18 protein-coding genes are annotated in these 20,667 nt (G+C 60.6%); 8 read left to right on the top strand and 10 right to left on the bottom strand.

The window, feature by feature from the left end; genetic code table 11:
* Window positions 1–50 precede the first annotated feature (50 nt).
* On the bottom strand, window positions 51–3,362 hold the full coding sequence (gene carB / locus VW35_RS06555) for a carbamoyl-phosphate synthase large subunit (RefSeq protein ID WP_046142160.1): 3,312 nt from the start codon (window positions 3,360–3,362) through the stop codon (window positions 51–53).
* Between the two features lie 386 nt (window positions 3,363–3,748).
* Between carB and VW35_RS06550 the strand changes: the two genes are divergently transcribed.
* Window positions 3,749–4,726 carry a magnesium transporter CorA family protein gene (locus tag VW35_RS06550; RefSeq protein WP_046142159.1) on the top strand — a complete coding sequence of 326 codons (978 nt, stop codon included), beginning with the start codon at window positions 3,749–3,751 and terminating at the stop codon, window positions 4,724–4,726.
* A 362-nt stretch (window positions 4,727–5,088) separates the two neighbouring features.
* Here VW35_RS06550 and VW35_RS06545 read toward each other — a convergent pair whose 3' ends face one another.
* From VW35_RS06545 to VW35_RS06535, 3 genes are all read right to left on the bottom strand, one after another.
* Complete coding sequence (locus VW35_RS06545) at window positions 5,089–5,457, bottom strand: response regulator (RefSeq protein WP_046142158.1); 369 nt, start codon at window positions 5,455–5,457, stop codon at window positions 5,089–5,091.
* A 126-nt stretch (window positions 5,458–5,583) separates the two neighbouring features.
* Window positions 5,584–6,687: a THUMP domain-containing class I SAM-dependent RNA methyltransferase gene (locus tag VW35_RS06540; RefSeq protein ID WP_046142157.1), complete on the bottom strand. Its 1,104-nt coding sequence runs from the start codon at window positions 6,685–6,687 to the stop codon at window positions 5,584–5,586.
* A 207-nt stretch (window positions 6,688–6,894) separates the two neighbouring features.
* On the bottom strand, window positions 6,895–7,326 hold the full coding sequence (locus tag VW35_RS06535) for a hypothetical protein (RefSeq protein WP_046142563.1): 432 nt from the start codon (window positions 7,324–7,326) through the stop codon (window positions 6,895–6,897).
* A gap of 185 nt (window positions 7,327–7,511) precedes the next feature.
* Here VW35_RS06535 and motA point away from each other — a divergent pair, with 185 nt between their 5' ends.
* The 3 genes from motA to VW35_RS20925 all read left to right on the top strand — a co-directional run bounded on the left by motA (window position 7,512) and on the right by VW35_RS20925 (window position 9,611).
* On the top strand, window positions 7,512–8,375 hold the full coding sequence (motA, locus tag VW35_RS06530; RefSeq protein ID WP_046142156.1) for a flagellar motor stator protein MotA: 864 nt from the start codon (window positions 7,512–7,514) through the stop codon (window positions 8,373–8,375).
* Window positions 8,376–8,445: 70 nt separating this feature from the next.
* Window positions 8,446–9,366 (top strand): flagellar motor protein MotB, encoded by a 921-nt coding sequence (locus VW35_RS06525; RefSeq protein WP_046142155.1) that lies wholly within the window; start codon window positions 8,446–8,448, stop codon window positions 9,364–9,366.
* Window positions 9,367–9,437: 71 nt separating this feature from the next.
* Complete coding sequence (locus tag VW35_RS20925) at window positions 9,438–9,611, top strand: DUF1328 family protein (RefSeq protein WP_046142154.1); 174 nt, start codon at window positions 9,438–9,440, stop codon at window positions 9,609–9,611.
* On the opposite strand, the gene VW35_RS06515 is transcribed toward VW35_RS20925, so the two are convergent.
* Genes VW35_RS06515 through VW35_RS06505 form a run of 3 tightly spaced genes read right to left on the bottom strand, consistent with a single transcriptional unit; the run spans window position 9,603 to window position 12,347 of the window.
* Window positions 9,603–10,073, bottom strand: a complete 471-nt coding sequence (locus tag VW35_RS06515) for a GNAT family N-acetyltransferase (RefSeq protein WP_046142153.1) — start codon at window positions 10,071–10,073, stop codon at window positions 9,603–9,605. The genes VW35_RS20925 and VW35_RS06515 overlap by 9 nt on opposite strands.
* A 1-nt stretch (window position 10,074) precedes the next feature.
* The gene (locus VW35_RS06510; protein ID WP_152662504.1) at window positions 10,075–11,607 is read right to left on the bottom strand and encodes a permease; all 1,533 of its coding nucleotides are present in this window, start codon (window positions 11,605–11,607) and stop codon (window positions 10,075–10,077) included.
* Window positions 11,604–12,347, bottom strand: coding sequence for an ABC transporter ATP-binding protein (locus VW35_RS06505; RefSeq protein WP_152662503.1), 744 nt, complete (start codon window positions 12,345–12,347; stop codon window positions 11,604–11,606). Before VW35_RS06505 ends, VW35_RS06510 begins: the two co-directional genes overlap by 4 nt.
* Window positions 12,348–12,564: 217 nt before the next feature.
* Here VW35_RS06505 and VW35_RS06500 point away from each other — a divergent pair, with 217 nt between their 5' ends.
* Complete coding sequence (locus tag VW35_RS06500; protein ID WP_046142151.1) at window positions 12,565–13,785, top strand: MFS transporter; 1,221 nt, start codon at window positions 12,565–12,567, stop codon at window positions 13,783–13,785.
* Window positions 13,786–13,819: 34 nt separating this feature from the next.
* On the opposite strand, the gene VW35_RS06495 is transcribed toward VW35_RS06500, so the two are convergent.
* Window positions 13,820–14,257, bottom strand: coding sequence for an organic hydroperoxide resistance protein (locus tag VW35_RS06495; protein ID WP_046142150.1), 438 nt, complete (start codon window positions 14,255–14,257; stop codon window positions 13,820–13,822).
* Window positions 14,258–14,356: 99 nt separating this feature from the next.
* On the opposite strand from VW35_RS06495, the gene VW35_RS06490 reads away from it, so the two are divergent.
* Window positions 14,357–14,800 (top strand): MarR family winged helix-turn-helix transcriptional regulator, encoded by a 444-nt coding sequence (locus VW35_RS06490; RefSeq protein WP_046142149.1) that lies wholly within the window; start codon window positions 14,357–14,359, stop codon window positions 14,798–14,800.
* Window position 14,801: 1 nt separating this feature from the next.
* Here VW35_RS06490 and VW35_RS06485 read toward each other — a convergent pair whose 3' ends face one another.
* Window positions 14,802–15,776, bottom strand: coding sequence for a ribonuclease T2 family protein (locus tag VW35_RS06485; RefSeq protein ID WP_046142148.1), 975 nt, complete (start codon window positions 15,774–15,776; stop codon window positions 14,802–14,804).
* A gap of 106 nt (window positions 15,777–15,882) precedes the next feature.
* Window positions 15,883–17,859 (bottom strand): bifunctional 2',3'-cyclic-nucleotide 2'-phosphodiesterase/3'-nucleotidase, encoded by a 1,977-nt coding sequence (locus VW35_RS06480; RefSeq protein WP_046142147.1) that lies wholly within the window; start codon window positions 17,857–17,859, stop codon window positions 15,883–15,885.
* A 264-nt stretch (window positions 17,860–18,123) separates the two neighbouring features.
* Between VW35_RS06480 and ypfJ the strand changes: the two genes are divergently transcribed.
* Together ypfJ and VW35_RS20475 are read left to right on the top strand one after the other, a co-directional pair.
* Entirely contained in the window at window positions 18,124–19,044 is a 921-nt protein-coding gene (ypfJ, locus tag VW35_RS06475; RefSeq protein WP_046142146.1) for a KPN_02809 family neutral zinc metallopeptidase, read from the top strand.
* A gap of 61 nt (window positions 19,045–19,105) precedes the next feature.
* Window positions 19,106–20,641 carry a glycosyltransferase family 32 protein gene (locus tag VW35_RS20475; protein WP_052951544.1) on the top strand — a complete coding sequence of 512 codons (1,536 nt, stop codon included), beginning with the start codon at window positions 19,106–19,108 and terminating at the stop codon, window positions 20,639–20,641.
* Window positions 20,642–20,667 lie beyond the last annotated feature (26 nt).

Raw genomic sequence — 20,667 nt, 5'->3', positions numbered from 1 at the left:
CTAGTGGCGCTACCTCCCCCTTGGAAGGGGGAGGTGAGTTCGTGCCAGTGTCAGGCCGCAAAATATTCCTGGAGGGCGCGGACCTGGAGGCCGCCTTCGCGGAGGGCAACGATGCCTTCGACGGCGGCGAGGGCGCCGTCGATGGTCGTGTAGTAGGGGATCTTTGCAAGAAGTGCCGTACGGCGGATGTCGCGGCTGTCGGAGATCGACTTGAGGCCGTCCGTCGTGTTGATCACCAGCTGCACACCGCCGTTCTTCATAGAGTCAACGATGTGCGGGCGGCCTTCGAGGACCTTATTGATCTTGGTCGCGGGCACATTGTTGTCGACGAGATAGCGCTGGGTGCCGCCGGTCGCGAGGATTTCAAAACCGGCTTCGACGAGATGGCGGGCCATGTCGACGATGTATTGCTTGTCGTCGTCGCGGACTGAGATGAAGGCCTTGCCAGCGGTCGGGACCTTTTGGCCGGCGCCCATCTGGGATTTGGCGAAAGCGATGGCGAAATTGTTGTCGAGGCCGATGACTTCACCGGTCGACTTCATTTCCGGGCCGAGAACCGTATCGACCCCGGGGAAGCGGTTGAACGGGAAGACGGCTTCCTTGACGGCGATGTGCTTGAGCTTCTTCTCGGTGAGATTGAAGCTGGCAAGTGTTTCGCCGGCCATGATGCGCGAGGCGATCTTGGCGATGGGTTCGCCGATGACCTTGGCGACAAAGGGCACCGTGCGCGAGGCGCGCGGGTTCACTTCGATCAGGTAGATCGTGCCGTCCTTGTAAGCGTACTGCACGTTCATCAGGCCGCCGACCTTGAGGGCGAAAGCGAGCTCGCGGGTCTGGCGCTTGAGTTCTTCGATGACTTCGGGCGGGAGGCTGCGCGGGGGCAGGGAGCAGGCCGAGTCGCCGGAGTGAATGCCGGCTTCTTCGATGTGCTCCATGATGCCGGCAACGAAAACGTCCTTGCCATCGCAGAGGGCGTCGACGTCGATTTCGATGGCGCCGGAGAGGTAAGCATCGAACAGCAGCGGGTTGTCGGAGAGGACAGAGTTGATCTGGCCTGTCCGGTCATTGGGGTAGCGCTGCAGGATATCAGGCGGCACGAGGCCGGTCAGCGTGTCCTGAATGTAACGCTCAAATTCGTTCGCGCTGTGGACGATGGCCATGGCGCGGCCGCCGAGAACATAAGACGGGCGGATGACCAGCGGATAGCCGAGGCGCTCGGCAACAAGGCGTGATTGTTCAAGGCTGTAGGCGATGCCGTTCTTGGGCTGAGTCAACTCGAGACGGTTGAGGAGCTTCATGAACAGATCGCGGTCTTCAGCGAGATCAATTGAGTCAGGCTGGGTGCCGAGGATCGGCACGCCGGCCTTCTGCACGGCTTCGGCGAGGTTGAGCGGGGTCTGGCCGCCGAACTGCACGATGACGCCGTGGAGGGTGCCGTTCTGCTTTTCGCGCAGCAGGATTTCGATGACGTCTTCTTCGGTCAGCGGCTCGAAATAGAGGCGGTCGGAGGTGTCGTAATCGGTCGACACGGTTTCCGGATTGCAGTTGACCATGATGGTTTCGTAGCCGGCGTCAGCCAGAGCGAAGGCCGCATGGCAGCAGCAATAATCGAACTCGATGCCCTGGCCGATCCGGTTGGGGCCGCCGCCGAGGATGACGACCTTCTTGCGATCCGACGGGCGTGCTTCGTCGTCGACCTTGCCGCCAAACGGTGCTTCGTAGGTCGAATACATGTATGCCGTCGGCGACGCGAATTCGGCAGCCGAGGTGTCGATGCGCTTATAGGCGGGGCGCACTTCGAGGCTGTGGCGCAGCTTGCGGACGTCCGAAGTTTTTACGCCAGCGAGTTGGGCAAGGCGAGCGTCGGAGAAGCCCATGGACTTGAGCATGCGAAGGTTGGCAGCGTCTTGGGGTAGGCCAAACTGCTTGACCTTGGCTTCGATGTCCACAATGCCGCGCATCTGCTCGAGGAACCAGGGGTCGATCTTGCAGGCTTCAAAAATGTCTTCGTTGGAGAGGCCGAGGCGCATGGCTTCGGCGACGTGAAGAAGACGGTTGGGCGTCGGCGTGCCGAGAGCGGCCTTGATGGCGTTTTTGTCTTCGCCTTCGCCGATGCCCGGAATGCCGATTTCGTTGAGGCCGGTGAGGCCGGTTTCAAGCGACCGCAGCGCCTTCTGCAACGATTCCTGGAAGGTGCGGCCGATGGCCATGGCTTCGCCGACCGACTTCATCGACGTGGTCAGGCGGTTGTCGGCGCCGGGGAACTTTTCAAAAGCAAAGCGCGGAATCTTGGTGACGACATAGTCGATGGTCGGCTCGAACGAGGCTGGGGTGGCACCACCCGTGATGTCGTTTTCGAGTTCGTCGAGCGTGTAGCCGACGGCAAGGCGGGCGGCGACCTTGGCGATCGGGAAGCCGGTGGCCTTGGAGGCGAGGGCCGAGGAGCGCGAGACGCGCGGGTTCATCTCGATGACGACCATGCGGCCGTCCTTGGGGTTGATGCCGAACTGAACGTTGGAACCGCCGGTTTCAACGCCGATCTCGCGCAGGACCGCCAGCGAGGCGTCGCGCATGATCTGATATTCCTTATCGGTCAGCGTCAGGGCCGGGGCGACGGTGATCGAGTCGCCGGTGTGGACGCCCATCGGATCGATGTTTTCGATCGAGCAGACGATGATACAGTTGTCCTTCTTGTCGCGGACAACCTCCATTTCATATTCCTTCCAGCCAAGGACGCTCTCTTCGACGAGCACTTCATTGGTGGGGGAAGCGTCGACACCGCTTTCGACGATGGCAAGGTATTCTTCGCGGTTGTAGGCAATGCCGCCGCCGGTGCCGCCAAGGGTGAAACTCGGGCGGATAATGCAGGGGAGACCGATCACCTCAAGCGCCTGTAGCGCCTCGATGGTGTTGTGGGCAAGCATGGAGCGCGGGGTATCGAGCCCGATCTTTTTCATGGCATCGCGGAAAAGCTCGCGGTCTTCGGCCTTATCGATGGCTTCAGCGGTGGCGCCGATCATCTCTACGCCGAACTTGTCGAGAACGCCCATCTTGCGCAGCGACAGGGCGCAATTCAGCGCTGTCTGGCCACCCATGGTGGGGAGGAGCGCGTCGGGGCGCTCCTTTTCGATGATCTTGGCGACCACTTCAGGGGTGATGGGTTCCATGTAAGTGGCGTCGGCGAGATCCGGGTCGGTCATGATCGTCGCCGGATTGGAGTTCACCAGAATGATCCGGTAGCCCTCTTCCCTTAGCGCCTTGCAGGCCTGGGTGCCGGAATAGTCGAATTCGCAAGCCTGCCCGATGATGATGGGGCCCGCGCCGATGATCAGGATCGATTTGATGTCGGTACGTTTTGGCATGGCGCTCGCTCTCTAACAATTTGGAAGCGGGCGAGGGGAGGAATCGCCCGGACACACCCGTCCGCGCGAAACCCGCACGGCAACTGAGCGCTGCAACGCGGGGAAGAAGACCGGACATGGTGGTTAGGAGGGCTGTCTAACCGAAGAGTCGGGATAAGGGAAGGGGCTCACGCTTGGCTTCAGTGCATTGATGAGAGGAAAGAACGGTCGTTGACAGACGTAACGAGGAGGCGCATGCAGCCGGGTGCGACGCGTGTTTTCACCGTTCAGAAAGAACCATCATGAACCCCGACAGTCGAAGTCGAATTCGACAGTGTTTGACGGCCTGACGTTCTGACCAAGGTCAGCTCCGGTGGGCCGCAATTGCCTGACCAAGAGGAGCTGCCATGCTGCGCATCTACACGCGTACCGAAGACAAGCTTGTGCCGTTCGACGCCGAAAAGAGCGGCGGGCTGCCGATCTGGCTCGACCTGATTTCGCCGGAGGCCGGAGACGTGGCGCGCGTCGAGCAATTGCTGGGCGTTGCCGTGCCTAGCCGCGCAGAAATGGAAGAGATCGAACTCTCGGCCCGGCTCTACGCAGAGAATGGCGCGCTGTTCATGACCCTGACGGGCCTTGCCTATCTCGACACCGAAACGCCGATCAAGACGCCGATCACCTTCATTCTCAAAGGTAAGACGCTGGTTACAGTTCGGTATGCCGAGCCCAAGCCTTTTCTCGCCTACACGAACCGGGCCCAAAAACCCAATGGCTCTGTACACCGGTCTGGCGAGGAGATCATGCTTGGCCTCATCGAAGCGATGATCGACCGGACGGCCGATGCGCTGGAGCGGATCGGCAACGAGACCGACGGCCTTTCGCGCAGCGTCTTCAAGACGGCGCAGGCAAAGACCAAGGCCAGCACCAAGACCCATGACCTTGAAAGCGTGATTTCGCTGATCGGCAACAAGGCCGAACTTCTGACCATGATCCAGGAGAGCCTCGTAAGCATTTCGCGTCTCGTCGCTTACTATGCAGCGCTCGAGGAAAATGCCGGCGATAAGGAAAGCAAGCATCTGGTGCGACTGATCCAGCGCGATGCGAATTCGCTTGGCGAACACGCGCGTGCGCTTTCGGCGCGGCTTGGCTTTCTGCTCGATGCAACTCTTGGGGCGATCAATCTCGAGCAGAACCAGATCATCAAAATCTTTTCGGTGGCGGCGGTGGTCTTCCTTCCGCCCACCCTTGTCGCCTCGATCTACGGCATGAATTTTCAGTTCATGCCCGAGCTCGGATGGCGCTTCGGCTATCCGTTCGCCCTTGGACTAATGGTGCTGTCGGCAGCGCTGCCATTCGTCTATTTCAAGAGGAAAGGTTGGCTCTAGTGCTTTATCAGGAGCGCCTTAAAGCAGCGCTGGCGGGATGAGCAGCATGCTCTGCCCATAAATGACCCAAGAGTGGCCCAATGAGTGCCTTGATGCTCGCCTCACATGGACGTGATCATTATCGATCAGAAATTTTCAGACGAGGTAGACATGAAGAACTTGCGATTTGCTGCTCTTGCTGTCGTTACGGCCATGGCTTTGGCAGCTTGTGGGGGAGATGCTCCACCGCCGCCAGCCGATGCACCAGCTAACACTACCGCAACCCCACCAGCGACTGATCCGGCGACGCCGGCGACGACGCCTCCCGCTTCAAACTGAGCGGCTCAATCGCCCCGGCTTCGGCCGGGGCTTTTGCTTTGTGCTCAAGCCGCGACGGCGAGCAACTGGCCTTCAAGTGCTGCCACTACCGCATCGAGAGAATAGGGCTTTGGTAGGAAGACGGCACCGGGCGGAAGATCGGCCGCGGTCGGCGTCACGCCGCCCGATACAACGACGATTGGCAAACCAGGCCGGTAACGGGCGGCAAGACGGGCGAGCGCCAAGCCATCCGGACCATTGCCGAGTTCTATGTCGGTGATCAGGGCGGAAACGGAAGTGTCGATGAGACGCATGCCGGTTGCTGCACTTGTGGCCGACACAGTTGTGTAGCCCAACTCTTCCAGCTGATCGCAAAGGTCGAGCAGCAGAAGCGGATTGTCTTCGACGACCAGGATTTTCGAGAGTTGCGGCATCAGGCTTCCCCATTGCAGACGAGGAAAGAAGCCGGAATGCCATGGTTCGTTGCATGCCGACAGTGCATGGCTGTCAGCATGGTTAGCATTTTACTAAAATCCGACCGACTAACGCGCGCGCGAGGATCAGAGTTGCGCGCGATAAAGCGCGACTCTTATGCCACCATGAAGAACTGGCGGCAGAGCCGCCTCGAATTTGAGGCCGGTCGCTCCGGCGAGGTTCTTGTCCGCGGTGATGATGCCGATCCGCCAACCTTTGAAGCGTGTCTTCAAAACGACGCCAAGCATTCGATGCAGCGTGACGAGCGGGGCCTTGTCGCCGATGCGCGTGCCATAGGGCGGGTTGAGGATGACAAGCCCTGGCGGGCCCGGGGGTGGCTCGAGGTCTTCTATTGATGTTTGCTCGAAGCGCGTGATGCCATCGACTCCAGCTCGGATCGCGTTTTCGCGCGCCATGCGGATGGCACCTGGGTCGCGGTCCGAACCGTAGAAGGTGAGGTCCGTTGACTTCGGCGTGGCTGCAGAGCGAAGGGCCGCAAATGCACCGGCATCGAAGGACGGAAGGTGTTCGAAGGCGAACCTGCGCTCGCGGCCGGGCATTAAGCCGGTGGCGATCTCCGCGGCTTCGATGACGAATGTTCCGGAGCCGCACATAGGGTCGAGGACAGTCTGGCTGCCATCATAGCCGAGCTGGCGGAGGAAAAGGGCAGCCATGGTTTCGCGCATCGGCGCCTTGTTGACCGCTTCCTTGAAGCCGCGCTTGTGGAGCGATTCGCCGGTCGTATCGATGCTCAAGGTCACGAGGTCATCCTCGATCCGCACCATGATCCGCAAGGCGGCGTCTTCGACTATCGGCGCACCGAACTCCTCCGCAATGGCCGTTGCCACGCGCTGGGCGGCGGCTCCCGCGTGATAAATCCGTGAGCGCTTGCAACTGGCCTCGACGCGCAACGGAATGTCAGGGCGGAGGACCTTTGCCCATTCGACCTTTCGCGCGCGCTTATCGAGCTGAGCCAGGTGCATGGCGCGAAATTCGGCGAAGCGGGCGAGGATGCGGGTCGGACCGCGAAGAACGAGATTTGCTCGCCAGACGTCCGGCCAATTGCCGGGAAAGGTGACCCCGCCGTCGTTGACGGTTACGCCCGCAAAGCCGGCTTCGAGGGCCTCGGCACGGAGGGGGGCTTCAAGGCCTGGCGTGGAGACGAGAAAGATAGGGAAGCTGGCGGTCATGGTCCAGCACTAGCCTTGCGGTGGCGCGACGGCAATGGGGAGCGTTGTCACGCCGACGGTCTGAGTGCTCCCTCGGTTTCACCCGAGTGGCTCATCCGAAGGTCGTCGCTTCGCGTATTGCGGGGCGATGTGAAGCGTCCTCAGGTCGAACCCACGAATAGCGGAAAGGGGAGGTCGCTGCTCCAGCGCGCTCTCAAGCCTTCTCGATCAATTGTTGATCGAAAGAATGCCCCATTGGGTGTTGTTGCACGCGTCGTCGAGACAGATGTTGGTGATCCACATGGCGCCATTGGCGAGGCCGACGCCCTCGGAGGTGACGATCAGATCGTCAACATCCTGGCCCGCGATTGCGTCGATGGTTTCCTGCAGCATCAGGCTATCGAAATTGTCGACGAAGTCCTGCTGTTCGAGGATGTCGTAGGTCTCGCCATTGGCATTGACGGTCATCGGATAAAGGCCGTAGCCGGCAATGTCGACCGGGTTGAACATGGCCGCGTCCTGAACACCTGAGAAGACCTCGAAGAAGCCGTCGGCATCGCCGTGGATGTTCTCGATATTGGCGTAGATTTCTTCTTCGCTGGCCGCGGCGGGCAAGAGCAGAGCGAGCGCGATGAGCGCGGTTGCGGCAGTGCGCAGCATGGAAAGCATCCCTCGAAAGCCGCCTCTTGGTCGGCAATGCCAGAATGACGGTGAAATCGCGACGAGAGCAAGTCGCCCGGCAAAATATACCCGGCGTTAAGCCTGGCCCCGCATATTGAGCGGGCCGGAGAAGGCAGGTTTGGTCGGCTCCCCGCTTTAGTTGGTATTGCGTTCAGGTCGGGTCCATGCGTCTCATTATCGGTATTATCTTTGTGTTCGCGTGCGTGCTCGGCGGCTATGCGGCGATGGGCGGACACGTGGAGGTCCTCTGGCAACCCTTTGAATTCGTGATCATTCTTGGCGCTGCCATCGGCGCCTATATCATCGGCAATAGCGGCCGTGTGCTGAAGTCGACCATCGGCATCTTCGGCACGCTGTTCAAGGGTCCGCGCTACAACAAGGCAGCCTACGTGGAACTGCTGGGCCTGCAGTTCAGCCTTTACAAGCTGATCCAGGCCAAGGGCGTGCTCGCCATTGAGCCGCATATCGAAAATCCGCACGATTCCGAGCTCTTCAATCGGTTCCCCACCTTTGCCAAGAACCACCACGCGGTGGAATTCATGTGCGACTACCTGCGCATGGTGACCATGGGCACGAACAATGCCCATGAAATGGAAGCGTTGATGGATGAGGAACTTGAAACCCATCACCAGGAACAGGAACAGCTCGTCGGCGCCATGCAGGCTCTGGCTGACGGTACGCCGGCTCTCGGCATCGTCGCCGCCGTGCTCGGCGTTATCAAGACCATGGGCGCCATCACCGAGCCGCCCGAAGTTCTCGGTCACCTCATCGGCGGCGCACTCGTCGGCACCTTCTTCGGCGTGTTTGTGGCTTATGGTTTCTTCGGCCCCATGGCGCAATCGCTCCGCGGCATCTTTGAAGCCGAGAGCAAGTATTTCCTTTCGATGAAGGTCGGCCTTCTTGCTCATATCAGCGGCCAGCCGCCGGTGATGGCCGTGGAGTTCGCCCGCAAGGCGCTGATGAGCGATGTGCGTCCGACCTTCAATGAAGTCGAAGAAGCCACCGCCGCTCTGCCGGCTGCCACCTAAGTTTCCGTCTATCTAGGCCGCGCATTCCCTGAGCGGATAGTGCGGCCTTCACGCTGCCAAGGGGCACGTCATGGCCAATTTCGAACAGCCGATCATCATCAAGAAGGTCAAGAAGGGCGGGCATGGACACCATGGCGGCGCCTGGAAGATCGCATATGCCGACTTCGTGACGGCCATGATGGCCTTCTTCCTGCTTATGTGGCTGATCAACATGACGACGGCCGAGCAGAAGCAGGGGCTTGCCGATTATTTCTCGCCGCCCTCCATCAGTCTTTCTTCGAGCGGCGCGGGCGGCGTGATGGGCGGCCAGGCCATGGACAATGCGGGCTCGAGCATGTCGGGATCGGCTTCCGACATCACCGCACAGGAGCCAGCCGCTGCAGCCGATGCGGTGACTGGAGAGGCCGAGCTCAGCGTCGGCGGCCAGGCGCGCGAAAATGGCAGCGAGCTCGAAGCATCGAGCGATTCCGAATTCAATCTCAAATCGACTGACTCCGAGGAATTCCACTCGGCAGCAGCCAGCATTCGGCAGGCTTGGCAGTCGATGCCCGAACTAACGCCGTTCCAGGATAATCTGATCGTGGAAGAAACCGAAGACGGTCTCGATATCCAGATCATCGACCAGCAGGGCCGGCGCATGTTTCCGGAAGGGTCGAAGTATCCGCTCGAGACGACGCGCGCGGCGATCGCGGCAATGGCGCCGTACTTGCAGCAGCTCAATGCCCAGATGACGATCTCGGGGCATACGGCGGCTGGCGGTCGATATGAAAACCCGCGCTATGGGGCTTGGGAGCTGTCGGCCGACCGAGCCAATGTGGTGCGTTCGACGCTTGGCGAATTCGGCGTCACGGACGATCGCTTCAAGTCTGTCGCCGGGCGGGCCTCGGACGAACCGTTTTTCCCGAACGACCCCTATATGGCGGCGAATGAACGCGTCAAAATCACCGTGTTGAAGACTGCGCCACCCGTGCCGGCCAGCCTCAAGCCGTAAAGGCGACAGGGCGCGGAACGCGCCGTGTCCGTTGCACGTTTGAATTTCTCACACCATTCGTGAGAAGCGTCATGTTGCAGCTTTTGCTTATCCTCATCGTCATCGCCCTGGTTTCGGGTGCCATGGGCTTTACCGGTATCGCCGCAGGCGCGGCGGGCCTGGCCAAGATCATCTTCGTGCTGATGCTGCTCGGCATCGGCCTGATCGTCATCCTTGCGATGATGGGCCTTGCGATCCTATTCTAGCAGCAGCTTGAAGCCTTCATGGCTCTGTTCGAAGCCAAGCTTGCGATAGAAGCGATGGGCATCGACACGAATCTTGTTCGACGTCAGCTGGACCATGCCGCAGCCAGCTTCGTGGCAACGCTCGACGGCCCAGTGCACCATGTCAGAGCCGAGGCCCTGGCCGCGGCGATCGCTGCGGATGTGGACGTTTTCCAAGATACCCCGCTTCATGCCGAAGCGCGGCAGGCCCGGTAGAAAGCTGATCTGCAGCGTGCCGACGGTTTCGCCAGCCTGTTCAACGACGATCAGCCGATGATTTGGATCGGCCGCGATTTCATCGAAGGCAGCGCGATAACGAGGATCGTTGAGGGTATCCTGATCGAATGGCGGCGTATCGGCCCCGCGCGCGTCGCCAGCGTGACAAAGGGTCAGGATGGTCGCGATATCTTCTGGTCGGGCGTCGCGAAAGATCAGATCAGGCATGTCAGCCTCGTTTTGGTGAAAGCGCTCGCGCAGCCCCTAGCACAAGCAGAGCAATCACGGCAGGCACAAGCGCCATCCAGGAGAAAATGGCCAGTAATGCCCCTGTGCCGGCCCACATGATGGAGACGAGCGCTTCGCTGATGGTAGCGGCGCGTGATGCGACCTGGCGGCGGCGGAACATGGCGCGACGCATGGGCACGCGAAACCAAATCTGGATCGCGGTTGCCGAGGTGGCAGAAAGCACCGCGCAGAAGCAGGTGACTAAGGCAATGGCCCAATCATTGAGCGCGAGAAGCAACAAGAGCGGGAGGAGCGCGACGCCGACGACGGCCAGCACGGCTTCGATCTTGGCGCGAAGGATTTGACCGGCCGAAACCGGCGCTGTGGTGACAAGATCGTAGGCATCTTCGCCGGAAAGGGCGAGCCAGGCGAGCCCGCCTGCCAATTGCCCGGCTGCCATGACGATGACCGGGACAATCACGACGAAGGCGCCAGCGCCCTCACCATAATTGACCCAGAGGAGAAGGGCAGGCGGCAGCAAATAAAGCATCTGCATCAGCGTCTGCGAGAGCAGCCAAGGGTCGCGCTGCAGCAGTCGCCATTCCTTGCGGCGAAGAACATCGCGCGAGCTTCGACCTAAGAAGAGGTTTTTAGTTTTTGCGAGGCGGCCCCGGGCTTGACCCACGCCAGCTGCAGCGACGGCGAGTTGGCCGTAGCTCAGTGAGGAAAAGGCTGTCACGGCAGCGAGGATTGCAGAGCCGATAAGGGCTGTGACAAGAGCAGCGGTGCCATCGCCCATGACGGCCTTGGCCGGCAGCCAAAGCCAATTGTCGAGACCGGGTAAAACCGCAATGAAATCGGCTGAGCCGAAGACGGCAAAGCGTGAATAGCTGTCGAAGGACAGGATGGCGACTGCCTGCATACCGATGACGAAGCCGGCGCCGATGATGGCGGCCAGGATCTGGGCGATGAGTCGCGTTCGTTTTGGACCCACGAGGCGGAAGAGGGCGATGGTCAGCAAAATTGCGATTGCGACCGACAGGGCCGAGGAGGCGGGCAGGACGAGATAGGCCCAGAGCCAGTGCGGACCGGCAAAGACTACCAGCATATTGACGATGGGGCTGGCGAGCAGAGCGCTGAGGAGCGCCGTAGAAAAGGCGACGGCCCCGGTTCGGACGGCAAAGAGCGTGCGCGTCGAGGCAGGGGAGGAGAGGATCAGATCAAGGTCCGAGCGGGCATAGTAGACGCGAGTGACCGCTTCGAGAGCTTGAGACAGCATGACCGAAAAGAAGAGAAGCCCGACGCCTGCGACCATGGCGAGTGTTGGTTTGTCGTCCGGAATTCCGGCCGCTACGGCAGGGCCGATCAGCGAGCCGGCGATCAGATGAAGCAGGGCATAAACGCCGATGCCGCCCGCAAAGAAGCCAACGAGGCGAATGCGATGGCCACCAGAAATCATGGCGATGAAGTCGCGCCAGGCAAGTCGCAGTTCGTGACGGGCGAACCAGGGGAGGGTGGCGGGGCGAAGCATCATGGAGTTGCCGGTGGCGGCGCGACGAGTTCGAGGAAGATTTCTTCCAAGGTCGACTCTCGGCCGATGGCACTGCGCAGCTGAGCGAGCGTCCCTTCTGCGACTAGTTTGCCGCTGGAAATGACGCCGATGCGCTGGGCCATGCGCTCGGCTACTTCAAGAATGTGCGTCGTCATGATGATCGTGACGCCCTGCGCTACTTTCTCGAGCAGCACGTCCTTGACCTGTCGGGCCGAGCCGGCGTCGAGTCCGGTCAGAGGCTCGTCAAGGATGATGAGCCTGGGATCGTGGATCAGGGCGCCGGCCAGTGCCACCTTTTGCAACATGCCCTTGGAAAAGCCGCCGCAGAGTTCGTGCGCGTGGGCGGTGAGGCCGAGTAGATCGAGAAGGGATTCTGCCTCTTTACGGGCTTTCGAGGGTTCGACCTGCCAAAGTCCAGCGACGAAATCGAGATATTCGAGTGGCGTCAGTCGATCATAGACCATGGGCTCGTCCGACACCCAGGCAAGTAGACGCTTGGCGGCAACAGGGGCCGCACCAACGTCGATGCCAAAAATTTCGATGGTGCCGGTATCGGGCGCAAGGAGGCCAGCGACCATGCGCAGGATCGTGGTCTTGCCGGCGCCATTGGGACCGAGGAGTGCATAAAATTCGCCGGCAGAAATAGTGAGATCAAGGCCGATAACGACGGGGCGGCCGAAGCTTTTCGAAAGGTTCCGGATAGCGAGCGCAGGCGTGGACATGGACACTCCGAAAGCGAATGCCGCCAGACTAGATCGGCCGCCTTGCTGGCTGGTGAATCGGAAACATCGACATGTGCGGGAAGCAGGGTTGCATGAATGGCGGATTGTCGCGAACCGGCGGGTACGGCAAGGCTTGAAGGCAATGGAGCCGTCAAGAGTGACGCTCGGTTCTTTCTGCCCGCCGCCTGGCGGAGCTTCTTGCTTCCTGGAGTTGTCCATGACGAATGGCGTTGCCGCACAAACCGGCCTTAGCGGGCTGGCGACAAAGCTCGCGATATTCGCGATGGCGATCGGTTCGTTTGGCATCGGGACCGGCGAATTCGCGATCATGGGGCTCTTGCCCAACCTCGCGCGCGATCTCGCGGTAACCGAACCGGAAGCGGGGCATGTGATTTCTGCCTATGCGCTGGGGGTCGTTGTCGGAGCGCCGCTGATCGCGGTGTTGTTCGCCAGGGTGCCGCGCAAGCCGCTGTTGCTGGGCTTGATGGGGCTTTTTGCGCTGGGGAATTTTGGCAGCGCTGTGGCGCCGGACTATCTCTCGCTCATCGTCATGCGGTTCATCTCCGGCCTCCCGCACGGAGCCTATTTTGGCATTGCTGCACTAATTGCTGCATCCATGGTCGATGTCGGTTATCGAGCGCGCGCCGTCGGCCGGGTCATGCTGGGCCTGACGCTCGCAACGCTCATCGGCATGCCGCTTGAAACCTGGCTGGGACAGGGCCTTGGCTGGCGACCAACGTTTTTGGCGGTCGGTATGATCGGTGCCTTGGCTGTCTTGATGGTGATGCGGTTCGTACCGGTCATACGCGCTGCGTCAGGCGCGAGCCCGCTGCGTGAGTTGGGGGCGCTCAGGCGACCCCAGGTCTGGCTGACGCTTGGTATAGCCGCGACGGGCTGTGGCGGCATGTTCTCGGTCTTTACCTACATCGTGCCGCTTCTGACGGAAGTTACCGGCGTTCCGGCTGTGTGGGTCCCGCTGGTGCTAGCACTCTTCGGCGTCGGCATGACGCTCGGTAACGTACTCGGCGCCTATATGGCGGATCGGGCGCTGATGCGGACCATTGGCGGCATGCTGGCGTTCAACATTGTCAGCCTCGCTGCCGTGCCATGGATGGCGCTGACCTGGCCAACGGCTTCTATCAGTGTTCTCGGTGTTGGCTTCACCGTGGCGATCGGTACAGCGCTGCAAACGCGGCTGATGGATGTTGCGGCGGACGGGCAGACGCTTGCGGCAACGCTCAACCATGCGGCATTCAACATAGCCAATGCGCTCGGCGCGCTCTTTGGGGGCATGGCCATTGCTGCCGGAATGGGCTGGGCGTCCACGGGGCCGGTTGGGGCACTGATGGCGGTTGCCGGGCTGGCTCTCTTCGCTGTCTCTGTCTGGCTCGAACGGCGTGACAGCGATTGGACGCCGGACGCGATACCGGCGGAATAGAGGAAAGGGCGCCCAAGGGGCGCCCTAATTGTTTTCAAGCGACAGTCAGCTTGACGTCGACATTGCCGCGGGTGGCATTGGAATAGGGGCAGACTTCGTGGGCCTTATGAACGAGGTCTTCAGCCTGAGCGCGATCAAAGCCGGGGATGGTCACCTTGAGTTCGACGGCGATGTTGAAGCCCTTAGCGCCTTCATTGGCGTTTTCACCGAAGGAAACCGAAGCGTCGATCGTGGCTTCATCGGGGATCTTGACCTTTTCGCCACGGGCGACGGCCTTAAGCGCGCCAAGGAAGCAGGCAGAGTAGCCGGCTGCAAAGAGCTGTTCGGGATTGGTGCCCGGACCGTCATTGCCGCCCATGGCCTTGGGCGTATCGAGCGTCACGGCGAGACGGCCATCATCGGTCTTGCTGGTGCCGGTGCGGCCACCGGTGGTGTGAGCGTGGGCGGTATAAACTGCGGACTTGATGGCCATGACAGGCTCCTTTGGTTACGTGAAAATTTGATAGTGCACAATTGAATTGCGTGCAAGCGAATTTTGTATGATAGTTTTGCCTAACGAAAGGCGTTGACCATGGCGACGACGGACAATCCACTGAGACTCGATTCCATGCTGTGCTTCGCCGTGTACGCTGCCGAGCACGCCTTCACCCGGTTCTACAAGCCGCGGCTCGACGCGCTTGGCCTGACATATCCGCAATATCTGGCGTTCCTGGTTCTCTGGGAACAGGACGGACTAACCGTTAAGACGCTGGGGGACAAATTGTTCCTCGATTCCGGCACCGTTACGCCGCTGCTCAAGCGGCTTGAGAGCCGGGGCTTGGTGCGGCGCCAGCGCGACGAGGACGACGAACGGCTTGTGCGTATTTTTCTTACGGACGAGGGCAGGGCGCTGCGTAAAAAAGCGCTGGCCGTGCCGCTAGCAGTCGGTAAAGCGCTCGGCGGGAAGAAAGAGGACGGTGACCAGCTCCGCGACGCTCTGCACGTGCTTCGCGAGAGGCTGGATGCGGCAGAATAGATCAGCGGAAGCCCACGGCGTCGACTTGTCCGGAGCGGCAGCCGCCATCAGCCGGGCTTGCGCCGGCAATCAGGTTGCCGAATGACTCCGAACCATCGATATGGCCGGTCAGCCCTATTGTCAGTTCGGTGATGAGAATGCGGTTGCCGTCCTCCGCGCAGGTTATGCTGACGCGTTCTCCCGCACCTAAACCGAAACTCTGATCGAAGGCGGCTCGAATTTCCGTGAGGGTGATGCGCCTGCCGATACTGTTGGCAAAAAGCTCGGCCACCTTTGACGCATTGAGCGCCCGCATCAGGTCGAGTGCATCGCTGAAATAGGTGCGCTGGTCGGTGCCGTAGCAGGTGCCGTGCTTGGTCCATTCGTGCCGGTCGAGGTTCGACTGGCTGCCGGGCATGACTTCGTCGAGCTCGCGCCGAAGGGCGAGCGTCAGATCCAGAGGCGGCAGGTCTCGCCAGCGACCTTCCTCACTCGCGTACCGGTCGGACCGAGAGACATTGCAATATTCGTTGTCTCGCGGCTGCGGCCAGAGGCCGTGTAAAGTGAAATTGGTCGCCTCGAAGCTGTTGGCTCTTTGTGTGCGGCATTCGGATTTGCTCGGGCTTGTCTCGCAAAAGGCGGGCTGCCAGTTGACTGCCAGAATGTATTGGGTGCCGCGATAGCTCGGCTGTGCGGCGGGAGGCGTTTGGCCAGCAGTCTGGGCGGATTGTGTGCCGCAATCGACCGATACCCAGCGGCGGTCGGGGTCCGCGCCAGGCACGAGGATCCAGAGATGGGTGGGTGCGGCTTTGTTGCCGGCAATAAGATCGTAGGTCGTGCCGGGCTTGGTGGTGATCCCGCCCGGATTTGTTTCGCGGCTGATCGACTGCAGGGCCGGGCATGCCTTGGTGGCGGTGAAAAATCCCGTGAGCGGCACCTCGGCGTGGGTCGGCAGCACGAGCAAGAAGAGCAGCAGGGTAGAAATAATCCGCAGCATTTGCCCTGCCTAAAGTTCAAGCTGTTGGTGATACCGGTATGTCCGGGAGAGACATCTATTCACCCCAGGCACCACCGGGACAAGCCCGGTGGTGTAGATCAGCGTTTCAGAGCGTGATGCGGTAGATGCCGAAACCTGCATCGTCGGTTTCGCCGGTCGGTTCGATCTTGACCGCTGTGACGTCGGCCACATGCTCGGCTGCCTTGGGGCCGGTCGCGAACAGCACTGTCGTGTCGCCGATCGGGGCAAGGGACCAGTTGCTGTCGGCCTTGGGGTCGATGGTGCCGTTTTCAATGATAAACCGGACGATGATGTCGCGGTTAGTATCGGGCCCTTTGAAGATGATTTTATCGGCGCCGATGCCCGGGAAGGTGCCACCGCCGCCGGCGCGATAATTGTTGGTGGCGACGACGAACTTTTGCGCCGGGTCGATCGGTTTGCCATCGTACATCAGGTCGACGATGCGGTTGGCGTCGGGATGGATCTCTTCCTTGCCGTCTGACGAGTATTTCGACGGCTGGGTGAGGTCGATCTTGTAGCTAACGCCGTCGATGACATCGAAATTATAAGACGGGAAGTCGAGGTTGATGAGTTCGGCGTCTTTTGCGCCGGGTTCGACCTGATTGAAGATACCGGCCGAGCGCTCGAGCCAGTTTTTGACGTCGGCGCCGGTGATGGAAACCGCCTGGATGGTATTGGGATAGAGGTAGAGATCAGCCACGTTCTTGATGGCGACCGGGCCGACGGGAACGTCGGTGTAATAGTCCGGGCCGCCACGGCCGCCGGACTTGAAGGGTGCGGCAGCCGACAGAAGCGGCAGGGCTTCCCATTCGGTGCCCTTCATCATTTGCTCGATATACCAGGTCTGAGCCTGCGAGACGATCTGGACGGACGGGTCATCGGCTACGAGCGCGAAGTAGGAGTGAAGCGGCGCGGCGGTTTCACCGACTGGGCGGCGGATATATTGGATGGTTTCCTTGTGATCAGTTTCCGCGGCGCCGGTGACGTCGGTTTCGTCTTCCACCAAAGGCGTGACCTTGCCTTCGACGCGCTCGAAAATCGGGCGAGCTTCGGAGGTGTGCGAGGCAATGGTCCACTTGCCGTCGGCATCCTGTTCGAGCAGCAGGTCGATGAGGCCCATGTGGGAGCCCCAGAAGCCAGGCACTACCGCGGGTTTGCCGCTTAGCGTGCCGGCCTCGATGTCGGCGCCTTCGATGCCTTCATAGTCGGGGCCGGGGAAGACAAGATGCTGGTGGCCGGTGAGAACGACGTCGATGCCATCCACGGCAGCAAGCTGGAGCGAAGCGTTTTCAGCCCCCGTCGTCTGGTCTGCCGCGATGCCGGAGTGGGAGAGGGCGACAATGATGTCAGCGCCTTCTTCCTTCATCTTGGGCACGTAGGCTTTGGCGGTTTCAACGATATCGCGCGTATTGACCTTGCCGGCCAGGTGCGTCGCGTCCCAGGTCTTGATTTGGGGCGGCAGGAAGCCGATAAGGCCGACTTTGATGATCTTGGCGGCGCCCGAGCCATCGGTCAGTTCTTTTTCAACGATGCGGTAGGGCGGGAGATAGGTCTCGTCGCTCAACACGTCGGCTGCAAGATCGCCGCGCACGAGGTTGGCGGAGACGAAGGGAAATTTCGCCCCTTCAAGGGCCTTATCGAGGAATTCGAGGCCGTAGTTGAACTCGTGATTACCAAGCGTCCCGGCCTCGTAGCCCAGGGTATTCATCGCGGCGATGATGGGGTGAATATTGCCTTCGAGACCCTTTTCATAGGCGATATAGTCGCCCATCGGGTTGCCCTGGATGATGTCGCCGTTGTCGAGCAGCATGGAATTGCCGGCTTCAGCACGGATAGCTTCGATCAGGCTCGCGGTGCGTGCAAGGCCCATCGTGTCGTTAGGGGCATCGGCATAATAGTCATAAGCAAAGACGGCAACGTGGAGATCGGTGGTTTCGATGATACGCAGGTGCGCCTGGTTTGCCTGGGCGCGAACGGCAAATGGGTGCATGGCCACCATGGCGCCCAGACTGGCAGAACCGGCCAAAAAGCCGCGACGCGAAATCCTGGGAAGAAAATTCATCGAGTGTCTCCAAGTGAATTGTAAAAGCTTGGGCAGATAACCCGTTCGCCGGCTGTTCGCGGCTGATCGGACGCCGCCATAAAGGAGGCGTTATGGACATGCGCCTCCACGGTGACGCTGGCATGACGCTGCGTATGAAGGCTATCGAGGATTTAACGGATGCCCGATTTGTGACAATTGGATGACAGGAACTGTCACGATGCAACCCGTTCCATGCCTCGCGGCTTGTTGATACCACAATGGCCGGACCGGAAGGGGGCGTCGATGAAGTGGCAAGGTCGCGAACGCAGCAGCAATATTGAAGATCGCCGCGGACAGGGCGGTATGGGCGGATTTGGTGGCCCGTCGCTCGGTCGAAGTGGACCAATCCGCATTCCCATGGGTGGTGGATCGCGTGGGGGCATAGGTGGCGTTATTGGTATCGTGATCCTGCTCGGGATCATCTGGTTTGCCACGGGGCAGAATCCTCTAGACACCCTGACTGGTGGATCAAGTTCCAGCGTGCCAAGCTCGACGTCGTCGTCTCGCGAGTTGCCGGCAGAGGGTGAGGATCAGCTCGCCGACTTCGTTGGTGTGGTTGTCAAGGAAACAGAAAATCTCTGGACCGAGGTTTTTGCCAATGCGGGTGAGACCTATCCCAAGCCGCCAGTTGTGCTCTTCACCGGCCAGACGGAGTCGGGTTGCGGCGTCGCGGATGCGCGCATGGGTCCTTTCTATTGTCCAGTCGATTCAAAGGTCTATATCGACCTCAGCTTCTACGATCAGCTGCATCGGGAGTTCGGCGCACCTGGCGACTTCGCACAGGCCTACGTGCTGGCTCACGAGGTTGGCCACCATGTGCAGAACCTGACCGGCGTGCTGCCCGAATTCAACGAGCGCCGCCAAAGCATGAGCGAGGAGGAGGCCAACGCTTATTCCGTGCGCGTCGAACTGCAGGCGGATTGCTACGCCGGCGTCTGGGCGAACTATGCGGGCCAGCAGAACTTGCTCGATTCCGGCGATGTCGAAGAAGCGCTGAACGCGGCAAACCAGATCGGCGACGACACGCTGCAGAAGCGCATGCAAGGCTATGCCGTGCCCAAGACGTTCAACCACGGCACCTCGGCGCAGCGGAAGAACTGGTTTGAGCGCGGTTACCAATCGGGCGATCCGAGCGACTGCGATACCTTTAGTGGCAACGTCTAGGCTTTTCAGCCCAGCGCAAGGCGCTTAGAAACTCGGGCATCCCTGGTGCCCGAGTTTTTTCATGGCTATTCCCAAGATCGTCCACTTCACATGGAAAACAAAAACGCTGACGCGCTTTGCGCAGCGGATCTGGCGGGAATGGGAAAAGACGAATCCCGACTGGGAGTTACGGCTCTGGGATGATGCGGAGATTCGAGCGCTTGTCGCAGAACATTATCCGCAGCACCTCGAAACGTTCGACAGCTACCCGTCCGGAATTTTCCGCGCAGACGCGTTCCGCTTTTTCGTGCTGCACAAGTTTGGCGGCGTTTACGCCGACCTCGACGTGCTGCCCTATCGCAACATCAATGAACTAGTGGAGCGGACTGAATGCTTTGTCGGTGCGGAGCCGGAAAAGCACGTGCGCGATAACGAGTATCTGCGCGGCATGCCGATGTCGCTGTGCAATGCTTTCATGGGGTCGGTGCCGGGCCATGTCTTTTGGGAACGCTGTTTCGAGGCGCTGGCGCGCTGCGTCTGCACCGATGTCGTCGATGCCACGGGACCGCGCTTCGTAAATGGGGTCGCACTGACCATTCCGCGAGAGCAGCGGCCGGACGCGCTGCCGCCGAGTTATTGGTCGCCACTGGCCGGGGATGGGCGGAAGTATCCGACGCCGGATACTTATTGTGCAGCGCTCGAAAAGCATTTCCGGCTTGTGGGGCGCGGCGAGCCGGCGCTGGTGTCGCACCTCTGGCGCAATTCCTGGTTCATGCCGATTCCCTATAAGGGGCCCGCATTCTGGAAGATTCCCAACAGCTTGCAGTGGGCCTGGCGGCAGAGGCGGTCGGGCGAGATTTCGCGGGTACGCTTCACTCCGCCGACGGTCGATTATGACCTGCAAGACTTCAAGCCGGTCGATGAGCTGCCGTCGCTTTATGTGGCCGTGGACCTGAGCGAAGGGAGCTCTGGTAATGTGGTTGCGGCGCTTGCCGGAGTGGACTATCCGCGGGATCGGCTGGCGTTCGGCTTGTTCGCTACTGATGATGCAACCGAGGCTGCGGGGAAGCTGGCGGCGATTGGCTTCAGCGTTGAAGTCCATCGCGCGCCGGCCGCCAGCGCCGAACGGCATAATGCGATGTTGGAGGCGGGGGACGCCTATAAGGCGGTCGTGCTCATAGATGGGCGGCTGACCCATATTCCAAAGGATGCGTTGCGGTTGATGCTGGCGGCGCGCCGGCCAGTTGTCGGGATCAATGTGCACGCGGCGGATGGCAGCGAGCGCAACGAGAGCAGCTTCCTTTACCACCGCGATGCCTTCAAGCGGCTCTATCGGGCGGTGCAAAAGCATGGAACCGTCCCACCGATCGCCAATCGGGCGCCGTTTTCACTGAGCTTCTTCCGCTACCTCGACATCGCGCCGTTGACCTCGGTCGGGGCAGATCTGATGCTGATCCGGAAGAAGGTCGTCGCAGCTGGCGTTCGGTTCGCAGCGGAACCCTATAAGTTTCATCTCGATGTCGAGGCTTTTTGCCTTATGGCGCGGGACAAGGGGTTTGAGGTTTGTGCCCTTGCCAATGAGGTCGCAATCACGACCCGGCCGGAACGAACGGCCTAAGAGAAATGGCGGCCACAAGGGCCGCC

It is taken from the genome of Devosia soli (assembly GCF_000970455.1).
Taxonomy (GTDB): Bacteria; Pseudomonadota; Alphaproteobacteria; order Rhizobiales; family Devosiaceae; genus Devosia; species Devosia soli.
The sequence above is the reverse complement of the archived record's forward strand: the minus strand, read 5'-3'. Positions and strand labels throughout refer to the sequence as shown.

Bases quoted from the DNA above. Each gene is read 5' to 3' on its own strand.
- VW35_RS06490 (WP_046142149.1), top strand. From the start codon at position 14,357: ATGGCGACGACGGACAATCCACTGAGACTCGATTCCATGCTGTGCTTC.
- ypfJ (WP_046142146.1), top strand. From the start codon at position 18,124: ATGAAGTGGCAAGGTCGCGAACGCAGCAGCAATATTGAAGATCGCCGC.
- VW35_RS20475 (WP_052951544.1), top strand. From the start codon at position 19,106: ATGGCTATTCCCAAGATCGTCCACTTCACATGGAAAACAAAAACGCTG.
- VW35_RS06510 (WP_152662504.1), bottom strand. From the start codon at position 11,607: ATGATGCTTCGCCCCGCCACCCTCCCCTGGTTCGCCCGTCACGAACTG.
- VW35_RS06500 (WP_046142151.1), top strand. From the start codon at position 12,565: ATGACGAATGGCGTTGCCGCACAAACCGGCCTTAGCGGGCTGGCGACA.
- VW35_RS20925 (WP_046142154.1), top strand. From the start codon at position 9,438: ATGTTGCAGCTTTTGCTTATCCTCATCGTCATCGCCCTGGTTTCGGGT.
- motA (WP_046142156.1), top strand. From the start codon at position 7,512: ATGCGTCTCATTATCGGTATTATCTTTGTGTTCGCGTGCGTGCTCGGC.
- VW35_RS06480 (WP_046142147.1), bottom strand. From the start codon at position 17,859: ATGAATTTTCTTCCCAGGATTTCGCGTCGCGGCTTTTTGGCCGGTTCT.
- VW35_RS06505 (WP_152662503.1), bottom strand. From the start codon at position 12,347: ATGTCCACGCCTGCGCTCGCTATCCGGAACCTTTCGAAAAGCTTCGGC.
- VW35_RS06525 (WP_046142155.1), top strand. From the start codon at position 8,446: ATGGCCAATTTCGAACAGCCGATCATCATCAAGAAGGTCAAGAAGGGC.
- VW35_RS06545 (WP_046142158.1), bottom strand. From the start codon at position 5,457: ATGCCGCAACTCTCGAAAATCCTGGTCGTCGAAGACAATCCGCTTCTG.
- VW35_RS06540 (WP_046142157.1), bottom strand. From the start codon at position 6,687: ATGACCGCCAGCTTCCCTATCTTTCTCGTCTCCACGCCAGGCCTTGAA.
- VW35_RS06550 (WP_046142159.1), top strand. From the start codon at position 3,749: ATGCTGCGCATCTACACGCGTACCGAAGACAAGCTTGTGCCGTTCGAC.
- VW35_RS06485 (WP_046142148.1), bottom strand. From the start codon at position 15,776: ATGCTGCGGATTATTTCTACCCTGCTGCTCTTCTTGCTCGTGCTGCCG.
- VW35_RS06535 (WP_046142563.1), bottom strand. From the start codon at position 7,326: ATGCTGCGCACTGCCGCAACCGCGCTCATCGCGCTCGCTCTGCTCTTG.
- VW35_RS06495 (WP_046142150.1), bottom strand. From the start codon at position 14,257: ATGGCCATCAAGTCCGCAGTTTATACCGCCCACGCTCACACCACCGGT.
- VW35_RS06515 (WP_046142153.1), bottom strand. From the start codon at position 10,073: ATGCCTGATCTGATCTTTCGCGACGCCCGACCAGAAGATATCGCGACC.
- carB (WP_046142160.1), bottom strand. From the start codon at position 3,362: ATGCCAAAACGTACCGACATCAAATCGATCCTGATCATCGGCGCGGGC.